Annotated in this window: 35 protein-coding genes and 1 pseudogene; 21 read left to right on the top strand and 15 right to left on the bottom strand. The window is 71.1% G+C overall.

The window, feature by feature from the left end; translation table 11 throughout:
- Positions 1-4 precede the first annotated feature (4 nt).
- Entirely contained in the window at positions 5-760 is a 756-nt protein-coding gene (gene gntA / locus MFF58_RS21060) for a guanitoxin biosynthesis heme-dependent pre-guanitoxin N-hydroxylase GntA (protein ID WP_238290896.1), read from the bottom strand.
- A 458-nt stretch (positions 761-1,218) separates the two neighbouring features.
- On the opposite strand from gntA, the gene MFF58_RS21055 reads away from it, so the two are divergent.
- Together MFF58_RS21055 and MFF58_RS21050 are read left to right on the top strand one after the other, a co-directional pair.
- On the top strand, positions 1,219-1,803 hold the full coding sequence (locus MFF58_RS21055) for a YgjV family protein (protein ID WP_238290895.1): 585 nt from the start codon (positions 1,219-1,221) through the stop codon (positions 1,801-1,803).
- A 137-nt stretch (positions 1,804-1,940) separates the two neighbouring features.
- The gene (locus MFF58_RS21050) at positions 1,941-2,681 is read left to right on the top strand and encodes a DUF4336 domain-containing protein (RefSeq protein ID WP_238290894.1); all 741 of its coding nucleotides are present in this window, start codon (positions 1,941-1,943) and stop codon (positions 2,679-2,681) included.
- 369 nt (positions 2,682-3,050) lie between these two features.
- Here MFF58_RS21050 and MFF58_RS21045 read toward each other — a convergent pair whose 3' ends face one another.
- The gene (locus MFF58_RS21045; RefSeq protein WP_238290893.1) at positions 3,051-3,317 is read right to left on the bottom strand and encodes a hypothetical protein; all 267 of its coding nucleotides are present in this window, start codon (positions 3,315-3,317) and stop codon (positions 3,051-3,053) included.
- Positions 3,318-3,502: 185 nt separating this feature from the next.
- On the opposite strand from MFF58_RS21045, the gene MFF58_RS21040 reads away from it, so the two are divergent.
- Positions 3,503-3,778: a hypothetical protein gene (locus MFF58_RS21040; RefSeq protein WP_238290892.1), complete on the top strand. Its 276-nt coding sequence runs from the start codon at positions 3,503-3,505 to the stop codon at positions 3,776-3,778.
- Between the two features lie 179 nt (positions 3,779-3,957).
- On the top strand, positions 3,958-4,143 hold the full coding sequence (locus MFF58_RS21035; RefSeq protein WP_238290890.1) for a hypothetical protein: 186 nt from the start codon (positions 3,958-3,960) through the stop codon (positions 4,141-4,143).
- Positions 4,144-4,150: 7 nt separating this feature from the next.
- Here MFF58_RS21035 and MFF58_RS21030 read toward each other — a convergent pair whose 3' ends face one another.
- Entirely contained in the window at positions 4,151-4,396 is a 246-nt protein-coding gene (locus MFF58_RS21030; protein ID WP_238290888.1) for a hypothetical protein, read from the bottom strand.
- A 222-nt stretch (positions 4,397-4,618) separates the two neighbouring features.
- On the opposite strand from MFF58_RS21030, the gene MFF58_RS21025 reads away from it, so the two are divergent.
- Positions 4,619-4,852 carry a DUF2171 domain-containing protein gene (locus MFF58_RS21025; RefSeq protein ID WP_238290886.1) on the top strand — a complete coding sequence of 78 codons (234 nt, stop codon included), beginning with the start codon at positions 4,619-4,621 and terminating at the stop codon, positions 4,850-4,852.
- A gap of 19 nt (positions 4,853-4,871) precedes the next feature.
- Here the strand turns inward: MFF58_RS21025 and MFF58_RS21020 are convergent, their stop codons facing one another.
- On the bottom strand, positions 4,872-5,270 hold the full coding sequence (locus MFF58_RS21020) for a hypothetical protein (RefSeq protein ID WP_238290885.1): 399 nt from the start codon (positions 5,268-5,270) through the stop codon (positions 4,872-4,874).
- A 217-nt stretch (positions 5,271-5,487) separates the two neighbouring features.
- On the opposite strand from MFF58_RS21020, the gene MFF58_RS21015 reads away from it, so the two are divergent.
- The 6 genes from MFF58_RS21015 (at position 5,488) to MFF58_RS20990 (ending at position 10,932) form a co-directional block, all read left to right on the top strand.
- On the top strand, positions 5,488-5,868 hold the full coding sequence (locus MFF58_RS21015) for a VanZ family protein (RefSeq protein WP_238290884.1): 381 nt from the start codon (positions 5,488-5,490) through the stop codon (positions 5,866-5,868).
- A 348-nt stretch (positions 5,869-6,216) separates the two neighbouring features.
- Positions 6,217-6,519, top strand: coding sequence for a hypothetical protein (locus MFF58_RS21010; protein ID WP_238290883.1), 303 nt, complete (start codon positions 6,217-6,219; stop codon positions 6,517-6,519).
- A gap of 331 nt (positions 6,520-6,850) precedes the next feature.
- The gene (locus tag MFF58_RS21005) at positions 6,851-7,396 is read left to right on the top strand and encodes a Ros/MucR family transcriptional regulator (RefSeq protein WP_238290882.1); all 546 of its coding nucleotides are present in this window, start codon (positions 6,851-6,853) and stop codon (positions 7,394-7,396) included.
- A 406-nt stretch (positions 7,397-7,802) separates the two neighbouring features.
- Positions 7,803-8,075 (top strand): hypothetical protein, encoded by a 273-nt coding sequence (locus MFF58_RS21000; RefSeq protein ID WP_238290881.1) that lies wholly within the window; start codon positions 7,803-7,805, stop codon positions 8,073-8,075.
- Positions 8,076-8,363: 288 nt separating this feature from the next.
- Positions 8,364-9,230, top strand: coding sequence for a phosphatase PAP2 family protein (locus MFF58_RS20995; RefSeq protein WP_238290880.1), 867 nt, complete (start codon positions 8,364-8,366; stop codon positions 9,228-9,230).
- A 226-nt stretch (positions 9,231-9,456) separates the two neighbouring features.
- A complete protein-coding gene (locus MFF58_RS20990) occupies positions 9,457-10,932 on the top strand; it encodes a protein adenylyltransferase SelO (protein WP_238290879.1) in 1,476 nt (491 codons plus the stop codon).
- 39 nt (positions 10,933-10,971) lie between these two features.
- On the opposite strand, the gene MFF58_RS20985 is transcribed toward MFF58_RS20990, so the two are convergent.
- Both MFF58_RS20985 and MFF58_RS20980 read right to left on the bottom strand, forming a co-directional pair.
- Complete coding sequence (locus MFF58_RS20985; protein ID WP_238290877.1) at positions 10,972-11,196, bottom strand: hypothetical protein; 225 nt, start codon at positions 11,194-11,196, stop codon at positions 10,972-10,974.
- Between the two features lie 147 nt (positions 11,197-11,343).
- Positions 11,344-12,057 (bottom strand): EAL domain-containing protein, encoded by a 714-nt coding sequence (locus MFF58_RS20980; protein ID WP_238290875.1) that lies wholly within the window; start codon positions 12,055-12,057, stop codon positions 11,344-11,346.
- Between the two features lie 95 nt (positions 12,058-12,152).
- Here MFF58_RS20980 and osmF point away from each other — a divergent pair.
- The 6 genes and pseudogenes from osmF to MFF58_RS20950 form a co-directional block, all read left to right on the top strand.
- Positions 12,153-13,058, top strand: a pseudogene (gene osmF, locus MFF58_RS20975) (glycine betaine ABC transporter substrate-binding protein OsmF); the annotation flags it as partial.
- Positions 13,059-13,218: 160 nt separating this feature from the next.
- Positions 13,219-14,421 (top strand): ABC transporter permease, encoded by a 1,203-nt coding sequence (locus tag MFF58_RS20970; protein WP_238290874.1) that lies wholly within the window; start codon positions 13,219-13,221, stop codon positions 14,419-14,421.
- Entirely contained in the window at positions 14,418-15,350 is a 933-nt protein-coding gene (locus tag MFF58_RS20965) for an ABC transporter ATP-binding protein (protein WP_238290873.1), read from the top strand. Before MFF58_RS20970 ends, MFF58_RS20965 begins: the two co-directional genes overlap by 4 nt.
- The gene (locus MFF58_RS20960) at positions 15,347-16,090 is read left to right on the top strand and encodes an ABC transporter permease (protein WP_238290872.1); all 744 of its coding nucleotides are present in this window, start codon (positions 15,347-15,349) and stop codon (positions 16,088-16,090) included. Before MFF58_RS20965 ends, MFF58_RS20960 begins: the two co-directional genes overlap by 4 nt.
- Positions 16,091-16,348: 258 nt before the next feature.
- A complete protein-coding gene (locus MFF58_RS20955) occupies positions 16,349-16,540 on the top strand; it encodes a hypothetical protein (protein WP_238290871.1) in 192 nt (63 codons plus the stop codon).
- A gap of 88 nt (positions 16,541-16,628) precedes the next feature.
- On the top strand, positions 16,629-17,066 hold the full coding sequence (locus tag MFF58_RS20950; RefSeq protein ID WP_238290870.1) for a hypothetical protein: 438 nt from the start codon (positions 16,629-16,631) through the stop codon (positions 17,064-17,066).
- Positions 17,067-17,217: 151 nt separating this feature from the next.
- Here MFF58_RS20950 and MFF58_RS20945 read toward each other — a convergent pair whose 3' ends face one another.
- The 3 genes from MFF58_RS20945 to MFF58_RS20935 all read right to left on the bottom strand — a co-directional run bounded on the left by MFF58_RS20945 (position 17,218) and on the right by MFF58_RS20935 (position 18,469).
- Entirely contained in the window at positions 17,218-17,478 is a 261-nt protein-coding gene (locus tag MFF58_RS20945) for a hypothetical protein (RefSeq protein WP_238290869.1), read from the bottom strand.
- A 159-nt stretch (positions 17,479-17,637) separates the two neighbouring features.
- A complete protein-coding gene (locus MFF58_RS20940; protein WP_238290868.1) occupies positions 17,638-18,042 on the bottom strand; it encodes a cupin domain-containing protein in 405 nt (134 codons plus the stop codon).
- A 106-nt stretch (positions 18,043-18,148) separates the two neighbouring features.
- On the bottom strand, positions 18,149-18,469 hold the full coding sequence (locus tag MFF58_RS20935) for a hypothetical protein (RefSeq protein ID WP_238290867.1): 321 nt from the start codon (positions 18,467-18,469) through the stop codon (positions 18,149-18,151).
- 443 nt (positions 18,470-18,912) lie between these two features.
- Between MFF58_RS20935 and MFF58_RS20930 the strand changes: the two genes are divergently transcribed.
- Positions 18,913-19,491, top strand: coding sequence for a PAS domain-containing protein (locus MFF58_RS20930; protein ID WP_238290865.1), 579 nt, complete (start codon positions 18,913-18,915; stop codon positions 19,489-19,491).
- Between the two features lie 43 nt (positions 19,492-19,534).
- Here MFF58_RS20930 and MFF58_RS20925 read toward each other — a convergent pair whose 3' ends face one another.
- Complete coding sequence (locus tag MFF58_RS20925) at positions 19,535-20,791, bottom strand: amidohydrolase (protein WP_238290864.1); 1,257 nt, start codon at positions 20,789-20,791, stop codon at positions 19,535-19,537.
- A 71-nt stretch (positions 20,792-20,862) separates the two neighbouring features.
- Positions 20,863-21,513 (bottom strand): NAD(P)-dependent oxidoreductase, encoded by a 651-nt coding sequence (locus MFF58_RS20920; protein ID WP_238290862.1) that lies wholly within the window; start codon positions 21,511-21,513, stop codon positions 20,863-20,865.
- A gap of 513 nt (positions 21,514-22,026) precedes the next feature.
- Here MFF58_RS20920 and MFF58_RS20915 point away from each other — a divergent pair.
- Complete coding sequence (locus tag MFF58_RS20915; RefSeq protein WP_238290861.1) at positions 22,027-22,290, top strand: DUF6894 family protein; 264 nt, start codon at positions 22,027-22,029, stop codon at positions 22,288-22,290.
- A gap of 141 nt (positions 22,291-22,431) precedes the next feature.
- Here MFF58_RS20915 and MFF58_RS20910 read toward each other — a convergent pair whose 3' ends face one another.
- The 4 genes from MFF58_RS20910 to MFF58_RS20900 form a co-directional block, all read right to left on the bottom strand.
- A complete protein-coding gene (locus tag MFF58_RS20910) occupies positions 22,432-22,806 on the bottom strand; it encodes a hypothetical protein (protein ID WP_238290860.1) in 375 nt (124 codons plus the stop codon).
- A gap of 34 nt (positions 22,807-22,840) precedes the next feature.
- Positions 22,841-23,029, bottom strand: a complete 189-nt coding sequence (locus MFF58_RS20905) for a hypothetical protein (RefSeq protein WP_238290859.1) — start codon at positions 23,027-23,029, stop codon at positions 22,841-22,843.
- 570 nt (positions 23,030-23,599) lie between these two features.
- Positions 23,600-23,734 carry a hypothetical protein gene (locus tag MFF58_RS32320; RefSeq protein ID WP_279602928.1) on the bottom strand — a complete coding sequence of 45 codons (135 nt, stop codon included), beginning with the start codon at positions 23,732-23,734 and terminating at the stop codon, positions 23,600-23,602.
- A 279-nt stretch (positions 23,735-24,013) separates the two neighbouring features.
- A complete protein-coding gene (locus MFF58_RS20900; protein ID WP_238290858.1) occupies positions 24,014-24,493 on the bottom strand; it encodes a sigma-70 family RNA polymerase sigma factor in 480 nt (159 codons plus the stop codon).
- 634 nt (positions 24,494-25,127) lie between these two features.
- On the opposite strand from MFF58_RS20900, the gene MFF58_RS20895 reads away from it, so the two are divergent.
- A complete protein-coding gene (locus MFF58_RS20895; protein WP_238290857.1) occupies positions 25,128-25,301 on the top strand; it encodes a CsbD family protein in 174 nt (57 codons plus the stop codon).
- A gap of 91 nt (positions 25,302-25,392) precedes the next feature.
- Positions 25,393-25,492, top strand: a 100-nt coding sequence (locus MFF58_RS32490) for a CsbD family protein (protein ID WP_505744320.1), incomplete at its 3' end; no start/stop codon positions are given.

Genomic DNA, 25,492 nt, shown 5'->3' with positions numbered 1-25,492 from the left:
GTCCTCAGCTGTCCATCCGGCGCGCCACGAAGGCGCCGGACGAGAGATCCTCGGCCACCTGCCTCGCGTCCCAGGCGGGTGGTGCCTCACCGCGCCGGAACGGGCAGGCCCATTCCTCGGGGACCGCGCGACCGCTGAATTGCCGGGCGGCCGAGAGCTGGCCGTGCTGGGCCAGCATCGGATTGATCGAACCGGTCCAGGCCTCGTCGCGGGCGACGATGGAGCTGCGCAGCCGCTCGTAGCGCCCCTCGGTGCGCAGTCGCTCGAACTGATCGTGCAGGTTGAACACCAAGGCCGGTGTCTCGAAGCGCCGGGCGCGGCGGCTCGCGCCGGGATGCAGGCCGACCAGGAAGAAGCCCTCGCCGCCGAGGCTCAGCGAGAAGTGCGGATCCTCCGGATCCGAGGCGACGCGGGGGTCGTAGGCCTGGCCGAGGCACCGGTCCTTGTCGGAGAGCGACTGGACCCGCTCCCACAAGGACGACTCGAAGGCCTCCTCCGACAGGGTGCGGGGGCCCTCGAACAGGACCACGAAGCTCTGGAACAGGCTCGGCTGCGCGCGGTACCGGCAGATGAAGGCCAGGAGTGCCGGATAGATGCGGGTATCGTCCCAGCCGGATGTGATGTCGCGGGCGACGATCACCTTCATTTGACCGCGGGAGAGCGCGGACTTGGCGCCCACGCAGGGGAACGGCACATGCTGGATGAAATCCCGGAAGCGCTGGGCCACGGGATGCGCATCGTCATTCGTCGGAAGTTGCATGGGAGAATTGAGTCACGCCACCGAAATCGGGCACGATCGCACGCACCGCGGCCCGATCGACCACGGTGTCGCCCCGAATTGAATGCCCTGGAAACCGGATGCTGCAGGCATTGTTCCCCAATCCGGATTGTCTGACCCCGCTATTGATCTATGTTAATTAGGTATCGGAGGTCGATAAGGGGGTCGAATACTTCGTATCGAAGCGCCTCGGACGCTGCCACCTTGAGCCGCGGACGCCGCATGGAGGCTGGCCTTGCGAGCGGTCCCTCACTCGGCCGCGGTTGGGTCATCTCCACCCCGGCGGGGAAGACCGGCCCGACACCGGTCGAGCATTGCGGCACTGCGGTCACGCCGACGCCGTCCTGCGTATCCGGCGGCGCAACGTTAACGATCTGATTACCATCAAAACCTAGCGCAACCGGCAGGAACGGCGCATCCGCGCCGGCTGAGCGCTGACGATGAACGCCCTCGATTGTCTGTATTCCTGGTCTGCTTCGGCTGTGACGCACCTGGACCTGTTCGGGTCCCTGGGTCTTTGTCTGGGCTTTACTGCGGGCATCATGCCGTGCCGGGACCGGATTCTCCTGGCGTCGGCGGCCTGCGCGGCGTGTTTCGGCGCTCATTACCTGACGCTCGGAGCGCTCACCGGCATGGCGATGTGTGCCATCTCTGTGATGCAGAGCCTCGTCTCGCTGCACTGCGTGGGCGCGCCGGGCCGTAGCCATTGGGTCCGGCCCTTGTTCGCGGCGAGCACGCTCGCGGCGGCCTGCCTGACGCTCGTCACGTGGAACGGCTGGCCGTCCACCTGCGCGGCACTCGGAACCCTGCTCGCCACCACGGCGCGCCTGAACGAGGCGCCCCAGGCCATGCGCCTGCTCTTCCTCGGCGCCTCCCTGTGCTGGGCCGGTCATAACCTCCTGGTCGGCTCTGTCTTCGGCCTGACCTGCGACGTGCTGACGATCCTCGGTCTGGCGATCGCGCTGCTGCGCGCCCTGCAGACCCGGCCGGCCGATCCGGCCGCGCCGGACTATGTGGGAGCGTAGGAGCGGGAAGAGGCGGGAAGAGGCGGGAAGAGGAGCATCTGCGTCGATCCATCCGGGAAATCCGGTGTGCCGGTTCGGGTTGTCGGGCTGGTGCGGGGGGATTTCCCTTCCCGGACGATCGACAGAGGTTTCGGTTCTTGCCCGAGGCGACCTATCCCCCCCTCGACGTGCTCAAGCCCGTGGCCGACGGCGTGTGGATCGTCGACAGCGGCCCGTTGCGCGCCCTCGGCATTCCGCTCCCGGTCCGGATGACGGTCGTCCGGCTGCACGACGGCGGGCTCTGGCTGCACTCGCCGACGCACTACGACGCGCGCCTGCACCGGGACATCGCGGCGCTGGGGCCGATCCGCCACCTCGTCGCGCCGAATATCGCCCACTGGACCTTCCTCAAGGATTGGCAGACCCACTGCCCGGACGCGGCGACCTGGGCGGCCCCGAACCTGCGCGAGCGCGGACAGGTCCGCCGCTCCGGCCTGCGCGTCGACCGGGTTCTGGACGACGCGGCGCCTCCGGAATGGGCGGCCGACCTGCGCCAAGTCGTGGTGCAGGGCGGTCTCTCCTTCCGGGAGGTCGCGTTCTTCCACGGGGCGAGCCGGACTCTGATCCTCACCGACCTCGTCCTGAACCTGGAGCCGGCGAAGATGCCGGCGCTCCTCCGGCCGTTCCTGCGCCTCGCCCGCATGACCCCGCCGCACGGGCAGCCGCCCCCCTATCTGCGCCTCGTCATCAAGCTGCGCCGGCAGGCGGCGGCGCGGGCCGCCGCGGAACTGGTGGCGCTGAAGCCCGAACGGGTCATCTTCACGCACGGGCAGTGGTTCGCCGGCGACGGGACCGCCCGCCTGCGCCATGCCCTCCGCTGGCTGGGGACATTCGGCTGATCGGCAAATGGATCACAGCCCGGGGGCGCCGCCGACCCCCGGTCGGTCGACGGGGGGCGCTGCTCGAACGCGTCCGGCGCGGTATCGGCGGCGTCGATGAGGGCTCGGTGAGGGCACCGCACCCGCCGCCCGGAACTTCAGGTCGGAGCGCCTCCACGAGGCGCGTCAGGACCGTCTGCTCCACCTGCGGATGCCCCGAACCCCGCGCGCAGCGCCAAGGGGCGGCGGGGACGTTCCTGGAGATCCTGCGAGCCGTGCGACCGATGCCGGGCGCGACCTGCTCCCCCCGCGCCGGTCCGGGTGTCGATACGGGGCCGCCAGACGGCGGCGGGCGCGGCTGATCCTTCGAGGATCGCCGCCCGGTCGATCTCAGGTCGCGTCCGCCGCAGCGGCCGCCGCGTCGGCGCCGTCGAGGGACTTGGCGAGTTCCGTGAGCACCTCCTCGACCATGGGTGGCCAGGGCGCGTTCGCCTCGTCCATGAGGCGCGCGGCGCTCACCAGGGCGGAGATCTGCTCCTCGTAGACCGGCCGCCCCACCAGCTGTGCGTAGCGCACCCGGGCGGCGAGCGCCGTCGCGAGGCGCTGTACCTCCGCGATCTTCGCGTTCGGCGCGCCGCTGCCGTCGCCGTTGCCCATCAGTCCATCCCCTTCGGATCTTCGCGGATCCTCTTAGGCCATGGCCGTTGTTCCGTCAGGGGGCTGCCGGCAGCCCCAACGACGGGGATGTCCGACCGGGCCGGAGATGGCCGCCGGCGGGAACTTCCGAAGCCCGGATGCGTCGGTTTCACGCAGACAGACGCATGCCGTTTTGGGAGATTCACATGCGCAGATCCCACATCCTCGCCCCGGCCACCCTCCTGGCCGCGACCCTCGCGCTCGGAGCCGCCCCGGCCTGGGCCGACCCGATCAGCCAGACGGGCACGGGCGGCGGCCCCGCCACGGCCGCCAAGGCACCCCACACGGCCTCGACGGGTCAGACGGTCCCGAATCCCAACGCCCTCAACCTGAACGAGACCGGCAGCATTGAACGCCGGGACGCCGTCGAGCAGCGCAACGATGCGATCACCCGCGGCATCTGCATCGGGTGCGCGCGCTAGTCTCGCCGCTCCGCCGCGCGCCGCCGGGCCGGTCGCTCCGGGGTGCCGGGCGCGCGGGATCCCGGCCCGCCCGTTCACGAAGCCCGGGCGGAGCTTCCGAGCTCCGTCCGGGTCTTGAAGATCGGCGCACGTTCGACCAGATCTGCGATCCGGCCCACACTAGGAACAGGAGTTGAAGCGTGGCAAACGAGGCTGTCGACCAAGCGACAGACAGGACCTATTTCGGCCTTACCCTTTCCCAGCATGCCGACCGGATCAGGAAACTGGCGACGGAACGCGGCCTGACCGGCGAAACCTTCGACCGCGTGACCGCGAAGGCCGTCGAGATGATCCCGACCATCAAGCTGAGCGACGGCCAGCGCTAAAGCCGCCTCACTTCTCGGCACGCAGGCTGTTGACGATGCGGCTCGCGATCTTGCGCACGGCCGCATCGTCGCGCGCCTCGCCTTCGACCTTGTCCCAGAGGTGATCGAGACTGCCCTCGAGGTCGTCGAGCAGCTCCGGATGGCGCTGGGCGAGGAAACGGATCGTCCCGAACAGCAGGTGTTCTATCGCCATCTCCCGGCGGCGAGCCTCGACGAGCGGATCCAGATGCGGCGGTCGGTTCGTGTCTGTCATGAAGACGCAACGATCCTCCCTCGGCGCGGTTCGGGACTGCCGGCGCGGTGCGACGCCGCGGAGGCTCCGGCGCCGGCCCGGGCGTCGCTCCGGCCCGGAACACCGTCATTCCACCCCCGTTAGCCTGCGGGCGCGCAAGCGTCCCCGCCGGCGGCCGCGGTCGGCCGCACATCTCTGCGGCTCGCGACCGGACCGGTTGTCATCGGAAATCGGGAGGATTCAATGGTCGATGTCGCGCAGATCCGGGAGCACGCCGAGGTCGTCGGTTCGGACGGGACCCATGTCGGCACGGTGGATCACGTGGATAAGGGCGAGATCAAGCTGACCAAGAGCGACGCCGCCTCGGGCGGCCTCCACCACTACATTCCCCTCGATTTCGTGCAGTCCGTGACAGACGGCATCGTGCATCTCGACCGGCCGGCCGAGGAGGTGAAGCGCGAGTGGTCGACCTCCTGACCGGAACGCTGCCGCAGGCTCAGCGCCGCAGCGCCCCGAACCAGGCCGTCAGCGGCTCGACGAAGGCTGCCCATGTCCGCGCCCAGAGCGTCCCGGAGCGGGCGTCGTCGGGCCGGTGACCCGACATCAGGGCCGCCACCAGCGCGTCCTCGCGGGGCTTGCACTCGTCCAGGGCGTTGCGTTCGTTCCCCGCGCGACTCTGGCCGGCGGGCTGGTGCGCGTAGGCCTCGCGCAGGCAGCGGTGCCAGGCCGACTGCAGGACACGCGGGTCGACCGGGGCGGCCATCGGGCCCGATACCACCGGAGGGGGCATCAGGACGAGCGTCGCGGACAGGCTGAACACCGGCATGCGCATGATGCTCCTATGCCCGATGCGCCGGGCCGCCGGATAGAACGGATCGGCAACACTGCGCCGCATCACGGCATCGCGGCCACTTCAATGCGGCGAGCCCGGGGACCGTCCTTCGGACCAGGGATGACCAAGCCGTCACGCGAGGCTCGACGTCCCCGCGCGGGCGCGACGCCCGCGATCCGGCGGGCGTAAGGATTTCCGAACCTGAACGGCCGTTATGCTACAGCCCGCGACCGGTCATTTCCGGGCGCGCGGGCGGTCCATGCAGTATGACGGGGCTTCGATGCCGAGATCGAACAGGCGCTGGCTCATGGTGATCCGGCTCGCGGCATGGGCGCTGGTCGCCCTCATCGTCCTCGTCACGCTGGTGCCGATCGGCCTCCGGCCGGTGATGACCGCCGATCCCAGCGTTGAGCGGATCGCCGCCTACGCGGTGGGTGGCTTGGTCATGATGGTGAGCTACCCGCGGCATTGGCTGATGATCCTGCTCGGCAGCGTCCTGGTTGCCGGCGGCCTGGAGGCGGCGCAGACCCTGACGAGCACGCGCCACGGCCGGTTCGACGACTTCCTGGTCAAGGCCGGAGCCGCGCTGGCCGGCGCCTGCGCCGGGCTCGCGCTTGCAGGCTTGGCGCGTCGCCGCCTGACCGGTCCGGCGCGCGGATGAACCACGGAGCGGTGTGCCGACTGGTCTCGCAGCGTCGGCGCGTCGTCTCGACCGGATGCAGGTTACGCCCGCACGTAGACCGCCGCGACGCCGGCGGACCCCAGTCCCCACGGTGAGGAAACGCTAGTCCAGCGTCCTTGGCCGCCGGCCGAAGCACTCCGAAAAGGGACCCGTGAGACCCAAACCGGATCGGACGGGCACGCCTGCCGGACCGGCCGTCGGGAGCATCAGTCAGGGCGCGTTCGCGCCTGTGAGACGGCGCCACGATCGCGCAAAGTCCCTGTCGCCGCCGGAAACCGCCGAGCTTTCCAAGCGTTACTGTATGGGGGCTCGCACGCGGGGTGCTGCATGTTCGGCGCGGCCAAGCTCACGGGACGGTTCTGGTTTCGCAGGACGTGGACGGGCAAGCTGGTTCTGCTCGTAGAGGAGGAGAGGCCGGCATGGTTCGGCCGCAACGGCCTGACCAAGCTGCGCTGGCGCGACGCGCGCCTGCTCGATCTGGCGGAGGCGCCGATGCGCACGCTGATGACCCTCGAGCGGACCTACCGGGCGGAATTCGGGGCCGGGCCGGCGCGGGTGCTGCAGGCCGTGGTTCCGGCCGGGAAACGGGGCGCCATCGCGACGCCGCTAGGCGATGCCGCCAGCGCCTGAGCGCGACCCGGAGGGCGCGGGCCGAACTGGGACAAAGTTCGGCCCGCCTGCCGTTCGGCTTCGTGAGGTCCCCAAGCCGCAGCGACACCGTCAGAGACCACGATGCGGTTAAGACTTTCTTAATCCGGCGGACGGCGTGGAGCCGACGCCGGTGATCAACGCACGCCCCGCGATGCCAGCTACCTCGGTGCGGCAGTTGATTGATCTATGTTGGTATTTTGACCTGTATCTGGTAGATAACAACCACAATTAGTTATATTCTTTCAGTTGCGGACTTGACGCGCGACAGGAGACGCCACGTCTATGGTCGACCCCCGCGTGAGAGGCGCCAATGGAAGACAACACTTCAGTCCCGCATCAGGACCAGGTCGATTTCGTCGAGCTGACCGCCGACATCGTTTCCGCTTACGTGGCCAACAATTCCGTTCCGGTACCTGACCTCCCGACGCTCCTGTCCGGCGTCCATGCTGCGCTGACCGGACTTGGCCAGTCCACTGCGTCCGCCGAGCCGGACTTCAAGCGGGCGACGCCCGCGCAGATCAAGAAGTCGATCACCCCGGACGCGCTCATCAGCTTCATCGACGGCAAGCCGTACAAGACGCTCAAGCGGCATCTCACCGGCAACGGCATGACGATCGAACAGTACCGGCAACGCTACGGCCTGCCGCCCGACTATCCGACGACGGCCTCGAACTACTCGGCGATGCGGGCCGAGTTCGCCCGCAATGCCGGCCTGGGCCACAAGCGACGGAGTCCGGCCGCGAAGCGTGCCGAGTCCGCGGAGACCGTGGAAGCCGCGGACACGGATGGCCGCGACTCTGCACCCGCGAAGTCGGGCCGGGGCCGCAAGTCCAAGAAGGCCGAAGCGGCGGAATGAGCGCGTCGGCCCACCGGTGACGGGTGAGGCCGGACCGGCGGTGCGGGGGCGCGCCGGTCAGTGCGTCACGGTGGCCGGGCCCTGGGCCTGCGGCCGGCCGTTCTGGCCGGCGTTGGCCTGCGCGTCGGGATCGCGGACGTCCTGCCGGACCCCGCTGCCCAGCGTTTCGGGGCGGGCTGTTCCCGAACGTGGGGCCGCCGGCCGGCGCGATCGGGCCGTACGCCTGCCCGATCGTCCGGATCTCGAGGTCGTCGGTCCTGTCGCCTGCCACGGAGGCCCTCTTGCGGTTTGCGCCGGCGCGGCGCGGCCGAGACCCGGCGAAGTGCGGGTCTCCGGCGGCGTTCACGAGGCGCGGAACGACGCCGTCCGACGACCGTTGGCCCGTAGTCATCGTCAGGAGCCGCGCTTGAACCGGTCGATTCCCGCCCTTCTCCTCACCGCCGTCGCCCTGGCTGGCCTTCCGGCCGCCGCCTGGGCGCAGGAGAAGACCGGCGCGGCGCCGAAGTCCGAGACCGCCGGCAAGCCCGCCGCCGACACCCAGGAGCCGGGCAAGACCGCGACCGACGCGGTCACCAGCCCCTCCACGGTACCGCCGACCGAGGGGGCCGTCGGCACCGGCAAACCGCCTGCGGCCGCGGCGCCGCCGGCCGCTGGGACGCCGTCGGGGTCGAACCGGTAGCTGCCCGGTGCAGCACGGCCAGAGCCGAATGGTCCGCCGGCGGACCGATGCGTCGTTCGCAAGTCTGCCCGATGCGGCCGAGACGAGGCGGTCGCAGGCAGGTTGAGCGGGAACATGCGTCAAGAACGGGTCGCCCGAAGCCTTCGCGAGCCCGCACCCCCCCATCGATTCCGCTCCGCTCCGGGTCCGCGGATCCTCCGCCGCCACCTGTCGGGGATCGCCGCGCCCGATCCCCGACTCTGGGGATTGACCGGCGCGATCATCGCAATCGATGCCGCCTGGATGGGAATGGCCGGGATCGCGGTCGAACCGGGCGGTTTCGTCCTCGCGGCGGTGCTCGTCCTCGTTCTTCTGATCGCCGCCGCCGGCCTGAGCACGGTGAAGTCGGACCCGCCGCTGCGCGGCATGGCTCTGGCGACCGCGTTCCTGATCGCGTTCACGGTGCCGGTGACGGTGCTGCACTACCTCGCCGCCGGCCTTGCGCTGCCCTTCGTGGACGGTGCCCTGGTCCGTCTGGAGGCCGGGCTGGGCTTCAACTGGACGGCCTACGTGGCCTTCATGGCGGCGCATCCCACCCTGTCCTGGTGGCTGGCCCTCGCGTACCATTCCAGCGGGCCGCAGGTCGGGCTCGTGGTGATCGCGCTGAGCGCCACCCGCCGCCTGGGACGGCTGTGGAGCTTCACGCGGCTGTTTTCCGCAACGCTCCTCTGCGTGATCGTCCTCGCCGCCCTCCTGCCGGCCCTCGGACCCTACGCCACCTACGCACCGCGCCACGTTCCCTCCGAGCCGCTCGAGACGGTCGGCGCACTCTGGCACCTCGAACCGGTGGCACGGCTGCGGGCCGGCACCCTCGACACGCTGGCCCTGGGCGACCTGCGCGGCCTCGCCACGTTCCCGTCCTTCCACGTCTGTCTGGGGATCCTGACGGCCTGGGCGCTGGCGCCCCTGCCGATCCTCGGCCCGCTCGCGCTCCTGCTCAACGGGGCCGTGATCGTCGCAACGATCAATGCGGGCGGTCACTATCTGCCGGACGTGCTGGCCGGTGCACTGCTGGCTGGGGGAGCCCTGGCGGTGCGGGCGCGTGCCCGCGGCCGCGCGCCGTCCGACCTCCTGGCCTGCCCGGCGCCGGCGGCCGTCAGCCCGGCGGACGCGTGAGACGGCGGCACCCGGAGCGCGAACCACCCCGCGCCAGCGCGATTAGCCGGAGTGTGGAGATGTGCCGGACGATGCCGCAGGCCCGTTGGACGACCCGCGACACCATCACGCCTCCGCGTCTCCGGCCGATCTCCAAGATGCTGACCGGGGTCTCCTGCACCATCGATCCGATACCCCGGCGGCGGTCCCGCTTGCCGGCCGAACCTCCCCTTCATAGATCGTCCCGATGACGGCACTCCCTTTCGACAACAGCTACGCCCGCCTTCCGCAGGGCTTCTTCGCCCGCCGCCCGCCGACGCCGGTGGCGGCGCCCCGCCTGATCCGGCTGAACCGCGCGCTGGCCGAGGAACTCGGCCTCGATCCGGACTGGCTCGCGGGCCCTGAAGGCGTGGCGGCGCTGGCGGGCAACGCCGTCCCGGAGGGCGCCGACCCCATCGCGGCGGCCTATGCAGGGCATCAGTTCGGTCAGTTCGTGCCGCAACTCGGAGACGGCCGCGCTGTCCTGCTCGGCGAAGTGGTCGACCGGAACGGGCGGCGCCGGGACATCCAGCTGAAGGGCTCGGGCCCGACGCCGTTCTCCCGGCGCGGCGACGGCCGCGCGGCGCTCGGGCCGGTGCTGCGCGAGTACCTCGTCAGCGAGGCCATGGCGGCGCTCGGAATCCCGACCACCCGGGCGCTCGCCGCCGTGGCCACGGGCGAGCCCGTCGTACGCGAGACCCTGCTGCCCGGCGCGGTGCTCACCCGCGTGGCGGCGAGCCATATCCGGGTCGGCACCTTCCAGTTCTTCGCGGCCCGGGGCGACGTCGAGGGCCTGCGGGCGCTCGCCGACCATGTTCTGGCCCGGCACTATCCGGAGGCCGCGCAGGCCCCGAGCCCGTACCGGGCGCTGCTCGAATCCGTCGTGGCCGCCCAGGCCGAACTCGTGGCGCGCTGGCTGCTCGTCGGCTTCGTCCACGGGGTGATGAACACCGACAACATGGCGGTCGCCGGCGAGACGATCGACTACGGCCCCTGCGCGTTCCTCGACGTCTACGATCCCCGGACGGTCTTCAGCTCCATCGACCAGAACGGGCGCTACGCCTACGGCGAGCAGCCGCGCATCGCCCTCTGGAACCTGACACGGCTGGCCGAGACCCTGCTGCCGCTCCTGGCCGAGGACGAGACCGCCGCGGTCGCCGAGGCCGAGGCCGCGCTCGCCGGCTACGCGCCGCGTTTCGAGGCGGCCTATCACGGCGGCTTCGCGCGCAAGCTCGGGCTCGCGGAGACCCGGGAGGACGATCCGGCGCTGGCGGGCGATCTCCTCAAGCGGATGGCCGAGAACCAAGCCGACTTCACCCTGACGTTCCGGAACCTGTGCGCGGCGGCTGAACGGCCGGAGGCGGAGACCGCGGTGCGCGACCTGTTCGTCGATCCGACCGCGTTCGACGCCTGGTCCGGCCGCTGGCGCGTGCGGCTGTCGCAGCAGGAGCGTGACCCGACCGCGACCGCGGCCGCGATGCGCGCGGTCAACCCGGCCTACATCCCGCGCAATCACCGCGTGGAGGCGATGATCGAGGCGGCCGTCGAGCGCAGCGATTTCGCGCCCTTCGCGGAGATGCTGGCCGTGCTCTCCCGCCCGTTCGCGGATCAGCCGGAACACGCCGTCTACGCGGAACCGCCCGCGGGCGGCGGAGTCGGCTACCGGACGTTCTGCGGAACCTGACGGGGCGCGAGCGGCAGTCTGCGGGCGGCCGTACCGCCGTCAGGCAATCGGCCACGCGTAGATCTCGTGCAGGCTGCCGTCGTACCGAAACCAGTGCGTCCGGGTCGCCGGGTTGAAGCCGTGGTCCCGGTACGAGGCTGCGATCACCGAGACCAGCGCTTCCGCCGCGCTTCGGTCGTCGATGTCATAGGCCAGAAGTTGTGGAGCGCGCCCCTGTGAGCGGGCAAGATCGCGGACGAAGATCGAATACGACGCTGACTGCATGGAGCTCAACCTATGGTAGAGATCGCCAGATAAAGTCGGTGCGCGCGTCGTGGTTCATCACAGATCTTTGTAAAGGTTAAAGACTTTTAACGGAATTTCGAGCATTTGATCACGTGTGCTGTTTCCCGGTTCCGATCCGGTGACCCGTCATGGTTGGCCGGATCCGGTATATCGGCGCGCGGAGGTGCGTTTCCGACGATCGCCGCCACCGCGGCGGCCAAGCCCTCCGGCACCCTCCACGACATGCAGCCGGGCGAACAGCAGCGCGCCCGCGGCACCGGCTTCGGCGTTCCGGCGCTGCGACGATCTGGCGGACCTCGTCGGCGCTCCCGTGATCGCGCAGCGGCTGCGGTCGACTCGCCGGAACGGATCCGCGTCGTCCTGCGGGTGCCTGCGGCCTCGCGGGGGTCGACGAAGGACCGGACACCGGCGGCCGGGCGCGGCGGGGAGCGCGAACGGCTCGGCGGTCGCCATACCCCAGACCGTGATCGCCACGCCGCTGCGCGCTCCCATCGGGACGACGGCGCGGACGATCGCGGCGCTCGCCGGATCGACCGGGAGCCGGCGCACGAAGGATCGATCGACCTTGATCCCGACGAGGGGGACGCGGCGGAGACAATCGGGCGCGGAGTAGCCCGTCCCGAAATCGTCGATCGCGAGGCCGATCCCGGCCGCGCAGGCGGGTCGGGGTCGCGAGCGTCCGCTCCTCGGTCGCGATGCCCGGCCGCGAGACCGACCCCGATTCCCGCGATGGCGATGAGGCCACGGCGCGTCCGACGAGGAAACCCGTCGACGGTCGCGGAGCCGGATGCGGGATGGGGCCAAGGGCGCGCCCGAGACGGGGGGATCCGATCTCCGCACCGGTCTCGGGCGTCAGGTCACCGCGCAGTGCCCCTTCGACCGTCCGGCGAAACGCGATAGGGAGCCCTGGTACGGGGCGGGCAGGGGGCGGGGCGGTGGTGAAACGGATCCTCGCGGGCCTCGTCGGGCTGCTCCTCGCCCTGTCGGGCGCGCGGGCCGCCCCCGTCGTGGTCGCCTCCAAGCTCGACACAGAGGGCGGGGTCCTCGGGTCGATCATCCTCCAGGTGCTGAAGGCGCACGGGATTCCGACGACCGACAGGACGCAGCTCGGCGCCACCGCGATCGTGCGCCAGGCCCTGATCGAGGGCCAGATCGACATCTATCCGGAATACACCGGGAACGCCGCCTTCTTCTTCGGGCAGCAGAGCCTGCCGGTCTGGAAGGATCCGGAGGCGGCCTACGAGACCGCCCGCGCCCTGGACCTCAGGGCCAACAACCTCGTCTGGCTGACGCCGGCCTCGGCCAACAACACCTGGGCGATCGCGGTGCGCGCCGACATCGCTCAGGCCCACGGGCTCAAGACCATGACCGATTTCGGCCGCTACGTGGCCGGGGGCGGGTCGATCAAGCTCGCCGCCTCCTCGGAATTCGTCTCCGCGCCAGCCGCCCTGCCGGCCTTCGGCAGGACCTACGGCTTCGCGCTCAAGCCGGAGCAGCTCGTCATCCTGGCGGGGGGCGACACCGCCGCCACGATCGCGGCGGCGGCGCGCGGCACCTCCGGAACGAGCGCCGCCATGGTGTTCGGTACCGACGGCAGCCTCGCCGCCGCCAAGCTCGTCGCGCTGGACGACGACCGGCGGGTCCAGCCGGTCTATCAGCCCGCGCCGGTGGTCCGCGCCGAAGTCCTGAGAGCACATCCTGAGATCGCCGCAATCCTCGATCCGGTCTTCCGCCGGCTCGACCTGGGAACGCTGCGGGAACTCAACGGGCGCGTGCAGCTCGGCGGCGAGCCGGCCTCCTCGGTCGCCGCGGATTTCCTTCAGCGGAACGGTTTCGTGCGCGAGCCGGCGATGCGGGCGCCTGCCGCGGCCGGACATCCTGGCCTCCCCGCGGTCCCGGACTGACGCGGTCTACGCGGGCTCGGGGAGAGGCGCCTTCCGTCCGCGATCGCCCTACCTGTGGACCGGCGCCCGCGCTCATCATCGGGATGGAGGAGCCTCTGTGACGTGGATACGCCCCGACCCGGGGGGGCGGCCGCCCGGCCTGATCCGCTCCGGCGTCGATCCGCTGGGTTCGGTCTTCGCGGCCTTCATCGCACTGAGCGTCCTGGCGCTGCCTCTGATGACGGCCCGGCCGAACAGGATCGCGGAGGGGACCTCCCTGATGGCGTGGTCGGCGCTGCCGTCCGGCCACGCCCTGGCGCTCGGGGGAGTCCTCGGGCTCGCCGCGCCGCTGCTCGCCCTGCGGGTCGCCCCCCGCCTGCGCGTCGCGGCCGGCGCCGCGGCGCTCCTGCTCCTCTGCCTCACGGCCGGCTGGGCGGCCGATCACCTGACGGCGCCCGGCGACCGGTATGCCCGCGTCTCGCCGGACGCGGGCTGGTGGCTCGCCTTCGTCTCCGCGGGCCTCGCGCTCGGCGACGGATTGGCCCGCCTGCGGCCGGGGCCGGGCGTCAGGATCGCCTTGCTGGCGGCCGGCGCGCTCCTGACGGGGCTCGCCCTGGGCTCCGGGTTCTGGGATCAACTCTCGGTGCTCCGGGAATATGCCAGCCGCTCCGACACGTTCGGCCGGGAGGTGAGGACCCACGCGGGTCTCGCCCTGTCCTCGGTGGCGGCCGCCACCGCGATCGGGATCCCGGCGGCCATCCTGGCGCGTCCGGTCCCCGCCCTGCGCACGGCGCTGCTCGCGGTCCTCAACGTCGTGCAGACCATCCCGTCCATGGCGCTGTTCGGGATGCTGATCGCGCCGCTCGCCTGGATCGGCCGGACGGTTCCCGGGGCGGCTGGTCTCGGGATCGCCGGCATCGGTGCCGCGCCGGCCTTCGTGGCCCTGTTCGCCTACGCGCTCCTGCCGGTGGCGGCCGCCACCGTCGCGGGGCTCGAGGCGGTGCCCGGCCCGGTGCGCGATGCGGCGCGGGGCGTCGGCATGACCGGGCGGCAATGCCTGTTCCAAGTGGAACTGCCCCTCGCCCGCCCGGCGATCCTCACCGGGGTCCGCATTGTCCTCGTCCAGAACATCGGTCTGGCGGTGATCGCCGGTCTCGTCGGCGGCGGCGGCCTCGGCGTGTTCGTGTTCCAGGGCATCAGCCAGAACGCGGGCGACCTCGTCCTGCTCGGGGCGCTGCCCACGGTCGCCCTGGCGGGCGCCGCCGCGATCCTGCTCGATGCCGTCATCGATGCCAGCCGCTTGCGGGAGCAGAGGCCATGATCGAGCTCGCGCAGGTCAGCCGCAGCTTCGGCGCCCGCCCCGTCGTCACGGACGTCAGCCTGCGGGTCGCGACCGGCGCGATCCTGACCGTCGTCGGCACCTCGGGATCGGGCAAGACGACCCTGCTGCGGATGATCAACCGCCTCGTCGAGCCGAGCACCGGCACGATCCGGGTGGCCGGCCGCGACGTCCGCAGCGTGGCGCCCCACGTCCTGCGCCGCGGGATCGGCTACGCCATCCAGGGGCACGGATTGTTTCCCCACCGCACCGTCGCGGAGAACATTGGAACCGTTCCGCACCTGCTCGGCTGGGACCGGCGCCGGATCGCCGCGCGGGTCGACGAGCTGCTCGGCCTGTTCCGCCTCGATCCGGCGCTCTACCGCGACCGGCTGCCCGGGGCGCTCTCCGGCGGCGAGCAGCAGCGGATCGGGGTCGCCCGCGCCCTGGCGGCCGAGCCGCCGATCCTGCTGATGGACGAGCCCTTCGGCGCCCTCGACCCGATCATCCGCGGCCGGGCCCAGGAGGACCTGCTGGCGATCCAGCGGCGCTACGGCACCACCATCGTTCTGGTGACCCACGACATGGACGAGGCGCTGCGCCTCGGCGACCGCATCGCCGTCATGGATGCCGGCCGCCTCGTGCAGGAGGCGAGTCCCGCGGCGCTGATCGGTGCGCCCGCGACCGACTTCGTCCGGTTGCTCCTCGGCGGCCGGGACCGGGCATTCCAGCTCATGGCCCTGCGCGTCGTGGATGAGCTCGTCGAGCCCGGCGCCGCGCCGGGCGAACCGATCCCGGTCGGGACCTCCGTGCGCGCGGCCCTGGCCGAGAGTCTCTGGTCACGCCGCGCCGCCCTGCCGGTCAGCCGGGACGGCGTGATCCTCGGCCGGGTCACGCGCGCGGCCCTCGAGGCCGAGGGCGCCGAGCCATGAGCCGGATCCCGCGCGTGCTGACGATCCTGCTCCTCGCCGGCCTCGGGGGCTTCCTGACCAAGCCGGAAGCCTTCGCGGCGCTGTTCAGGCCCTTCGCCCCCGGCGATACCCCGCCGATCTACGCCCAGACGCCGCTGCTGACCCTCGCGGTCAACCACCTGCTGCTGGTGGCCGCCGCGACCCTGGCGGCGAGCCTGCTGGCCGTGGGCTTCGCCGTCGTGGCGACCCGTCCGGCCGGGCGCGACGTCCTGCCCTTCGCCCGGGCGGTGGCCAATCTCGGCCAGACCTTCCCGCCGGTGGCGGTGCTGGCGCTGGCGGTGCCGGTCGTCGGGTTCGGCACCGTGCCGACCCTGATCGCCCTGGTCCTGTACGGCTTGCTGCCGATCTTCGAGACGGCGCTGACCAGCCTGAGCGGCCTCGATCCGGCACTCCGGGAGGCGGCCCGCGGCCTGGGACTGACCGGTCGCCAGCGGCTCGTCCAGGTGGAACTGCCGCTGGCCCTGCCGATGATCGTCTCCGGGATCCGCGTCTCGGCCGTCATCGGCCTCGCCACCGCCACCCTCGGCTCCACGGTTGCGGCCAGCACCCTCGGCGAGGTCATCGTCTCCGGCCTGCTCACCGGCAACACCGCCTACGTCCTGCAGGGGGGGCTCACCGTCGCCGCGCTGGCGATCGTCGTCGATGCGGGCTTTCGGGTCCTGCAGCGGAAAGCCGCGCGACGGGCTGGATTTCCTTCCTAGGGGCGACTAGAAGTCCGGCAGGATCGTACGCGCGATTCTGGGGCGTGGAACCCCCTGTCTGATGGTTGGTGCCGACCACAACGGTACCGGATCCTTGACCGTACGGTCGGGGAGCCTGCGGCGTATGTCCAGGCGTCCCGGCGCTAAAGGTCGTAGGGACCGTTCAGACACGGTTTTCCAACTCCCCGACTCGGGATGGTCGAAGGACTTGTTTGCGGGGGCGTACCGCGGACAAAAGCCAGCTGGGAGGGAGGGGCCGTGGGTTCCAGCGATCCCGACTTGCGGATGCGCCAACTCGCGAAGCTGCGTGCGGCCTACGACGCCAGGTCCGGCCTGCCGGACGACCCGGCCGGCCGGAACGCGGCCCGGCATTCGAAGGCGCTCCTGGAGCGGATCCTCGTGGCGCTCGGCGAAGTGCGGGACGGCGAGAAGGCGCGGCCCGGAGCGTAGGGCCGGGCCCCCGCACGCGGCGCCCGCCGTGGCGCAGCGGCTCGGATGGGCGAGACAGGCCCGGCGGCTCCACGCTATGACATCCCGTATGACACCCGCCGACCGAGACCGGCTCGAAAAGTGCCTTGCGCTGGCCGAGCAGGGCGCGACGCCGGGCGAGCGCGCAGCCGGTCGCGCCGCCGCCGCGCGCATCGCCGCCGCCGCCGGCCTCACGGTGGCCGAGGCGCTCCGGGCGGTCCGGCAGCCGCGGGGCCCGTCGCACGCGTCCCAGCCGCCCCCGCGGCGCACCTATGCCTGGGCCGAGCCCAAGCCGGCGGTGGACCCCATCACGGTCGAGGAACTGCTCCGCCAGAAGGCGCAGACCGAGGCGTGGCGCAAGCGGGCGGCGACGGCGGACGCCCGTCGACGCGGGCGGGAACGCGCGGATCAGGAGGCCTACGTGGCGCAGCAGCGCGCCGAGCAGGCGGAGCGCGATCGGGACTGGGCGCGCGCCCGCGCCGCTGCGGCGCCCGACGAGGCTCCGTAGGCTGTGGCGCCGTGCGCCCGGCGGTGGACCGGGTCCTCCGGCAGCCCGTCGGGGTGCCGGGTGGCGGTCCCGCACTGGGCTTTTCGCCTGCGACGGCGGATCCTTCGCTGGGCCGCCGTGTCGGTGCCGCAGCAGCAGGCGGCCCCAGCCGTCAGGCGGCTTCCAGCAGGAAGTTGGTGCGGCGGAACATCAGCTCGCGCCGATAGAAGTAGACGCTGCCTCGACGCATGGCGTCGTGCGCCCTGTCGAGGTCGAAGCCGAACGGCCTGTCCCGCGTCGTGTCGATGCAGCTCACGTAAGTCCACCGCACGCCGTCGATCATCGGCGGGATCGGCTGGTCCTGCCGGACGGCGCAGAACTGCTGTTCGTCCGAAGCCTTGACGAAGATGTAGAACGTCTTCCGCGCGCACATCCGAACCTCCAGAAGATTCCGGGGTGTATCCGCAACGCAACGGTCAAGCTATAAACTGATTCGGCCGCAATGGTCAAGCTTTTGCCATGTTTCCGCCACGGATGAGACGGTACCGGGCCGGCACGGCGCGGTACAGCACGGAGCGAAGCTGCGCCCGGGTCACTCGGCCGGCTCCTGGAGCGGCTTGCCCTTATCGACGACGTAGACCGACAGGATCTTCAGGGTCCTGTCACCGACGACCGTGTAGCCGGCATGGGGTACGCCGCGCCTGTTGATCCCGCGTTCGCCGGCGGGGCGCTCCTTCGGCGCCTGACCCTGTGCCTGGGCGAGCGCGCCCTCGAGCACGTAGAAGGCCTCCTCGCCGTTGTGGAAGTGCCGTCGCGAGGTCGCCCCGGGCGGGATCTCGACGAGCTGCATGACGATCTCCCGCCCCTCATCGCCGGAGACCGGTGAGCGGCCGAGTTCGGTCCGCTTCACCTCCTGGGCGGCGGCTGCGCCCGCAACGAGCAGGGTGCCCGCGGCCCATAGACGAGCCAGAGCAGTGGTGCGGCGGTGGGGGCCCATATCGGTCTCTCTCTTTCGTCGGGGAGCATGACACGGGCCGGCTTGGCCGGGAACGACCGGACCTTCGCTGGCCGTTACAGTCTTCGCCGGCCGCCGGTCCGGCCATCTACAGGCAGCCGGCGCGCCTCAGGGCACCGATCATCTTCCGGCCGACCCGGTATCCGTTCAGGGCCTCGGACCCGAGGATGCGGACGGTCTCGCTCCCGCCGGTCCGATTGTAGAGAAACACTTGGAAGTTCTGTTCCGGCCGGTCCGGTCCGGCGCCGCTGACCTGGCCGCAGAACGCGGCGTCCTGACCGGCCTCGGTCTGGATCGGCCGAACCTTCCGAAAGCGGACGCGCCCGGCTTCCGGGAACACGGCGGCGACCCTGGCGCGCATCTCGGCCTCGGGGGAGAGGTCGAGGCGCGGGAGGTTCAGGCCGGACAAGCCGAGCGCATCCTGTCCGTGGACGACTGCCGGGACGAGGAGGAGCGCCGCGAACGCGCCGAGCGATGCGCGCCTTATGCGGTGCCGCCGGCCGGGCGCCGGTCGCGGGTCTCGGATCGCGGCCGGACCCCCGGCCTGGCCACAGGCTGTCGGCGCATCGGATCCTGAGCGGAATGGGCACCCTGCACGGACGATATTGGATCATGAAGCCAGGCTGAGTGGAAGCAGTCCCGCGAGACCGTCATAGTTCGGGCGGTGCCGCGGAGCGTCGGGCGGCGGCCGGTCCGAACGAGCGGCGCTGTCAATGCGTGGTTGTAGCGTGCTGCGAGCGCCCGGGCGGCCGGCCGGCCCCGCCCTTGCCCGGGGCCCGACCTGATGGCGGCGCGGCGTGGTATTCATGCACTGGGGGACGTAAACCAACTTATGATAGCAAATAGGAGCCGGTGCGGGACGGCGATTCTCTAGGCGGCACGATCATGGATACCGGTTTGCATCTGAGAGAGGCTCTGATCGCCGCTGGCGTCGTCGGCACGTGGTACTGGCAGGTCGCGAACGGCGGCGTCATCCTGGATCGCGGTTCGGCGGAGCTGCTGACCGGCGACCCCGCGCTGGCCGGGAAGGTTCTGGACCTGAACACGTCGTTTGCCTGCCTACACCCGGACGACCGGGAGCGGGTGTTCGCACGGGTCGACGAGCATGAGCGGCGGGGCGGACCGAACGTGATGGAGTATCGGGTCCGCTCACCCGAGGGGCGCGTGCGCGTGCTGCTGGATCGCGGGCGCGTCATCGAGGATGCGGACGGGACGCGCGCAGGCTACGGCGTGTTGCTCGACATCACGGACCGGCTGCCGACGGGCATCGACGCGCTCTCGGATGTGGCCGATCGCTGCCTCGGCCTGCGCGACGTGCTTCTGCAGCATGGCACGACGCGGATGCAGCTGCTGATTGATCTACTGCTGTTCGAGATCGGCCGTGAGATCGCCCATCACGGGGCGGATCCGGAGGGGGCGCGTCTGCAGTAGCGCGGTGGTGGCACGGGGGCATCGCGGCCCGGCTCAACTAGCATCATGGTGCGGGCGGCCGGGACGAAGCCCCGGCCGGGCCGCGGCGGTCGACGGCGACGGTGCCCTGCGCCACGACCAGCACGGGCTGTTGGCGCTCGACGATGATCTGCGGCGCGCAGGCCGCGTCGAAGGCGACGAGGTCGGCGCGCACGCCGGGGCTCAGGGTGCCCGGCCCCAGGCCCGCGACGCGCGCCGGCACGGCGGTGATCGGCTCGAGGAGCGCCGCGAGGTCGGCATCGCTCCGGAGATCGAACCGGTAGGCGGCGAGCTGGGCGCGATCGATCATGCTGGTGACCGAGGACGGGTTCCAGCAATCGCGCACGTTGTCGGTCCCGAAGACGATCGCGACGCCGAGTTCCCGCAGGCGCGGGATCGGCGGGCAGCGGCGCCCGCCCGGCACGCTGCTCAGGATCGCGATGCCGGCGCAGCTCAGGCGTTCCGCAATCCGGCCGAGGCGCAGGTCGTCGGCGTCCGCGAGGGCGAAGGCGTGACTGATGGTGACCCGCCCGCCGAGCCCGGCAGCCGCCGTGCGGGCCAGGATCGCGTCGATCTCGTCGAGACCGGTCTCGCCCGCGTCGTGCAGATGGATGTCGACGGCCCGGTCGTGGCGCTCGGCCAGGGCGAAGACGGCGTCGAGCGGTCCGTCGCGGTCGCCGTCGATGCCGACAGGATCGAGGCCGCCGACGAGGTCCGCCCCCATCCGCATGGCCTCGTCGAGATACTCCGCCACCGGAGGGCAGCGCAGGATGCCGCTCTGCGGGAACGCGACGATCTGGATCTGCATGCGGTCCGCCCACCGCGCCCGCAGGTCGAGGATCTGGGCGAGGTGATCGAGGCGCGTGACGTCGTCGATGTCGACATGGGTCCGCAGGCTGGTCGTGCCGCCGCGGAGCATGCGTTCGAGGAGCGCCTCGGCGCCCTGCTCGGCCAGCGGGAGCCGGCTTGTGCGGCGGAAGGCCTTCTCGTCCTCGATGATCGCGCGGACCGAGCCCCGAGCCCGGTGCGGCCGCCAGCCCAGGCCGAGCATGCATTTGTCGAGATGGACGTGCCCGTCCGACAGGCCCGGCAGCACCAGGGCTCCGGCGAGATCGAGGGTCCGCGCGGCGCGCGGCAGGGCCTCGCGGGTCTCACCCGGGTCCCGGAGCGCGGTCACCCGCCCGGCCTGGATGTCGACCGCGAGGGTGCGACCGTCGGCGGTGGTCGCGTTGAGGAGGCGCAGGTCGCACGGAGCGCCCGGCGTCGGACCAGATCTCGCCATCACCCCGATCCTCCTCCCGTCACGGACGCGCCGAAGCGCGGCCCGCACCCGGCGCATCTGCGCCGCGGCCTTCAGATCGGGAGGGCATGGCTGATCAGCACCACGGCCTTGCCGACCTGATCCGCGCCCGCGATCTGCCTGACGATGAACTGGGCCACATCGGCCCGCGCGATCAGTCCGTTGCGCCAGGATGAGGGCGTATCGAGGACGCGGTAACGGCCGGTCGCGGTCCCGCCCGTGAGAACCCCTGGACGGACGAGGGTCCAGTCCAGCGGGCTGCGACGGATCCGCATCTCCTGGGCGTCCTTGTCGTCGTAGGCGCGTCCGAACACCAGTCGGAACGGAAGGCGCTGCAACGGGCTGATGGCGTCGCGGCTGTCGCCCGCGCCGAAGCCCGTGACCGCGATGAGCCGGCGGACGCCGGCCTTCTCCATGGCGGGAACGAGCAGGTTCGTCGCGTCGGAGAACAGGCGGACCGGTGCGAGCAGGTCGCGGAACGGGACGCCGAGCGCCTGAACCACGACATCCACGCCAGCGAGTGCGGCCTCGATGTCGCGCGCGTTCAGGGCGTTTCCCGGACAGCGCTCGACGCCCGGTTCCGATACCGCGATGGCGTTGGCGGACCGGGCGAAGGCGCGCACGCGGTGGCCGGCGGCCGCGGCTGCCTTGACCGTCGCCAGCCCGATCCCCTGGCTGGCTCCGATGACGAGGATATGGGCCATCGATGATCCCTGTGGCTGATCCCTGATGTCAGCGTCGACAGCAGAGCGTAGGACGCGGGCAAGCGCCATGTGGCCGCTTGCCCTGGGCGCCTCCTCGCCCGGGCGGAACGCCCCGGCGGCCGGCGCCGGTCCACCGGTGGATCGCCGGGTTTCCCAGGACGGCCGCGGTCTTGCCGCGCTGCCAGCGAAGACGGGCGGGAGCCGTCCGGTGTGAAGCATCGCATGCATGGTCCGCGATTCGAACCGCGTCGGACACGCGGGGCGAGGCGCGGCCGGACCTGACCGGACCACGCTTGCGCCTGTTCGCGACGCGCACGGGCGCCATGCGGCCGGTCGAGGGATCGAGGGAACGGCAACGATGCCCTTCGCCCATGCGGCTTCAACGACCTCGGCAATGAGCGCGGGGAACCCGCCGTTTTGGCGCCGGTGGCAGCCTGTCTGCGGCCGCTCGATTGATCTATGTTAAACGCTGGCTGAGAGCGCTCATCTGTGCGGCTGGCCCCGGAGGAGCCGATGGCAGCCTTCTTTTTCGACGTGTGCAACACGGCCGGGTATTTTTGGGACGAGCAAGCGATGGAGTGTGCCGGCCGCTCTGCCATTGAAGCGCACGCGCGTGACCTGCTGACGATTGCCGCTGCATATCACGACGGCGGCACCTACCCGGTCGCTGTCATCGTATCGAACGAGTGCCATACGCCCGTGCTGACCGCTATCAGCCTCGCAGACGGGCCCAATTTTATCTGGAACTGGCCCTCCCGGGATGCCCCGCGCCGGTAAGCTGCCGGGCGACCGGGGTAGGGGTTCCTTCCGGCCCTTCGCGGCCTACGCTCCGGCGTCGGGTCCGTTCCTGCGCTGGGGCGGTCTGGGCTGTCCCGGCCGGGATGCGCCGCCGACCTGTTTTGCGACCGCGTTGCCGGTTCAGCCCGATCGTCGGGCCGTCCAGCGGCCCGAACAGGAAGTCAGGCCGGAGAGCGTCCAGCGACCGCTGCCCCCCGTTCCGCGCAGGCGGCCCGAGACCGAGACGTTGGCGAGGCCCTGGCGGATCGTGCCGGTGATCCGTCCATCCGTAGTGGCGCGGCCGGAGGTGTCGACACCATTGGCTCCGGCATCGTCCACGTTCCCGTCCCGGATGACGATGGGATAGCGGTACGGCCCGGCGCAGCTCCCGCTGTCGGCCGTCGCCACCACCGACCACGCGCCGTCGAAGCGGTTCGCCGTCTGCGCCGCCGCCGGTGCGAGACCGAGGCCGAGAAGCACGGCGGGCACGAGAATGATGTCGTTCAGTCGGATCATGGTCTCCTCTGTAGGCAGTCTGGAGGCTGCGTCGTCAGCCGGGAGGGGAGTCGTCGGCCACATCCGCACTGAGATAGAGAGTCATGAACGCGCCGGTGGCGCGGTCGGCATAGGTATCCGGATCCTCCCCGGGCCAAGGCGGTACGACCTCGGTCGGCGGCCTGCCCCGCAGCAGGGCTTCGAGTTCGGCGACCGTGAGGCCGGCTTCCGTCGCGGCGCTCAAGGCGCGATCCGCATGGAGGCACGGTTCGGACCCGCCGCCCTCGCGACCGCCGAAACCTGTCTCAGGCACGAAGGTCCGGTCCCTCGGGATCGCCGGGCGGCACGTCGGGGCCGAGGTCCGGCTTCGGCAGGTCCGGAGGGACATCGACGGGTGCCGAGGGCTCGTCCGGTCCGAGCGGTCGTTCCCTCGGAGGCGGCTCGAAGCCGGGCGGTCGATCGACGGGGTCGGGATGGGCGGATCCCGCGGCTGGCAGACCTGGATGTGCCATGGGTTTCCTCACGGCCGGGATATCGACCCGGATGACGGAAAGGCAACGGGCCGGACGCGCGCCCGGAGTGGCACGGGCATCCGGCCTCGCGGCCGTGCCGGGCAAGAGGGCTGTCCGCCCAGCACAACCTCGAAATGTGGGCGGAGCCCGCGAGCACGCCGCGATCGGCTCCGTAGACTCGATATGGGGACCAACAGCCTCAACGCACTGAGAAAATTCTACCAGTACGCCGTTTTTTTCTTCGGGGCGGCGCGGCAGGCCCGCGCTGCCATGGCGGGAGCATCGCGCGCGTGCGAACCGGATCACGCGGCGCGTTTCTCCACCACGCGAGTGTCGGAGATCCTGTCGTCCGCGCAGAGCCGCTTGGCCAGGACGCGGGCGATCAGGACGCGGGCGATCAGGACACCGGCGATCTGGGCGCCGGCCAGAACAGCCATGGCCGGGCGCCGTACGCGTCGCCGGCGGACCGCGCCGGGCTCATCGGGGTGTTGGTCAGCGGGATCGAGATCGGGTGAATCGGCACCGGCCCGGAGCACGCCAACCGGAACAGGCCGAAGCACTCGGCGGCCGCGCGGCGTCTCAGGTCGTGGCTCAGGGTCGTGGTCCCTCAATCACGCGCCGGGTTCGGGGTCGGGTTTGCCGTCGCGGCGCGCCTCCCGGACGGGCGGCCGGCCTGGTGGGGTCGGACGGCGCGCTCGGCGACACCGGTTCCAGGCTCAGGCCTCGCCGAGTTCCCGGGCGAGCCGGTCGCGCGCCCGGCTGACTCGGCTCTTCACGGTTCCGCGGGGACAGCCGATGATCGCGGCCGCTTCCTCGTAGGACAGGTCGTCGAGCGCGATGAGCATCAGCGCCTCGCGCTGGGCCGGCTCGAGCCTGTCGAGGGCCGACTGGATATCCCGAACGTCGATCCTGCTCTCCTGGTCGGCCGGTTGGGACAGCCGGCCCGCGTGCAGGCCATCGGGGTCGGGAACCTCGCGGCGGCGCTTGAGGCGCCCATTGAGGTAGCCGTTGCGCAGGATCGTGAAGAGCCACGCCTTCAGCCGGGTCCCGGGCTGGAACCGCTCCCGGTTTTCCCAGGCCTTGAGCAGGGTGAACTGAACGAGGTCCTCGCTCTCGACCCCGTCGCGGGTCAGCGACAGGGCGAACCGGCGCAGGTGCGGCACCGCCGCGATCAGGTCGGCCTGGAATGAGGCCAAGCTCTCTGTCGCCGCCGCGGCATCGAGCGCTTCCAACAGGCGCCGGAGCCCTCTGCCAAGTCGCGAAGTTTCGTCGATGCCCACAACTTCTGGATAGTGTACGGGCCGATCCAATCCCGGATCGCGGACAACGCGCGAGACGGGGGTGCCCCCGACGGTCGGCTTTGTCAGATGTTCGTAGACGTTCAGCATGGACGGCATGCTCATGTCGGTCAGGATATGGCGCCTGTCCTCGACAGGCGGCCCTATGGCTCAGGCGAGCATTAATCTTTGGTCGGGAGGCGCCGCGTCAATGATGCGGACATACCAGGAAAAACACTTATGTGAGGGAACCGGGTTGCGCACGACCCGTTTGTGCCCCGCAACCAGCGAGCCGGTATGAACGCAGTGAGGTGAGGCGAGCCTTGGTCCGGGATTGGCGACCGGCTCGAAAGTCGGTCGATGTCCGGCTCGAGGGGGAGGCACAGAACCGCATGCGCGTGGCGCAGGATGGTCCCGGTTCGAGCAATCCGGCGGGCAAGCAGTACTTTGGCCGTCGAGGTCTATCGTACCGGTATGGAAAGATCATTGATCGCGGATGATGTGCGCGCATCTTCCGGTCGGCCAGGGTTTACTCAGGAACGACGAGGTGCCCATGACCGACAACAGGAAGACGCCCTCCACCGATCATCTCAAAGGCTCGGTGACGGAAGCCATCGGCAAGCTCACCGGCGCGGTGCGCGTCGAAGCCGAAGGCCGGCGTCAGAAGCGTGACGCCGAGGCGCCGAAATCCGGACGCCCCAAGCCCTCGGGCTCGGAGGGTGCCTGACCGGGACCGGTCGACGGGTTCCGGCCCGGGACCGCGGCGGCCGAACGAGACACGGCCGAGATCACAACCGAGATCGCAACAGGAGAACGACATGGTCGACACGGATCGGATCACGGGCGCCGCGCAGGCGCTGGGCGGCAAGCTGCAGGGCGCGGTCGGCGACCTGACCGGCTCGCGGCGGGACTCGGTCG

It is taken from the genome of Methylobacterium longum (assembly GCF_022179385.1).
Taxonomy (GTDB): domain Bacteria; phylum Pseudomonadota; class Alphaproteobacteria; order Rhizobiales; family Beijerinckiaceae; genus Methylobacterium; species Methylobacterium longum.
This window is presented reverse-complemented; position numbering and strand designations above follow the sequence as displayed.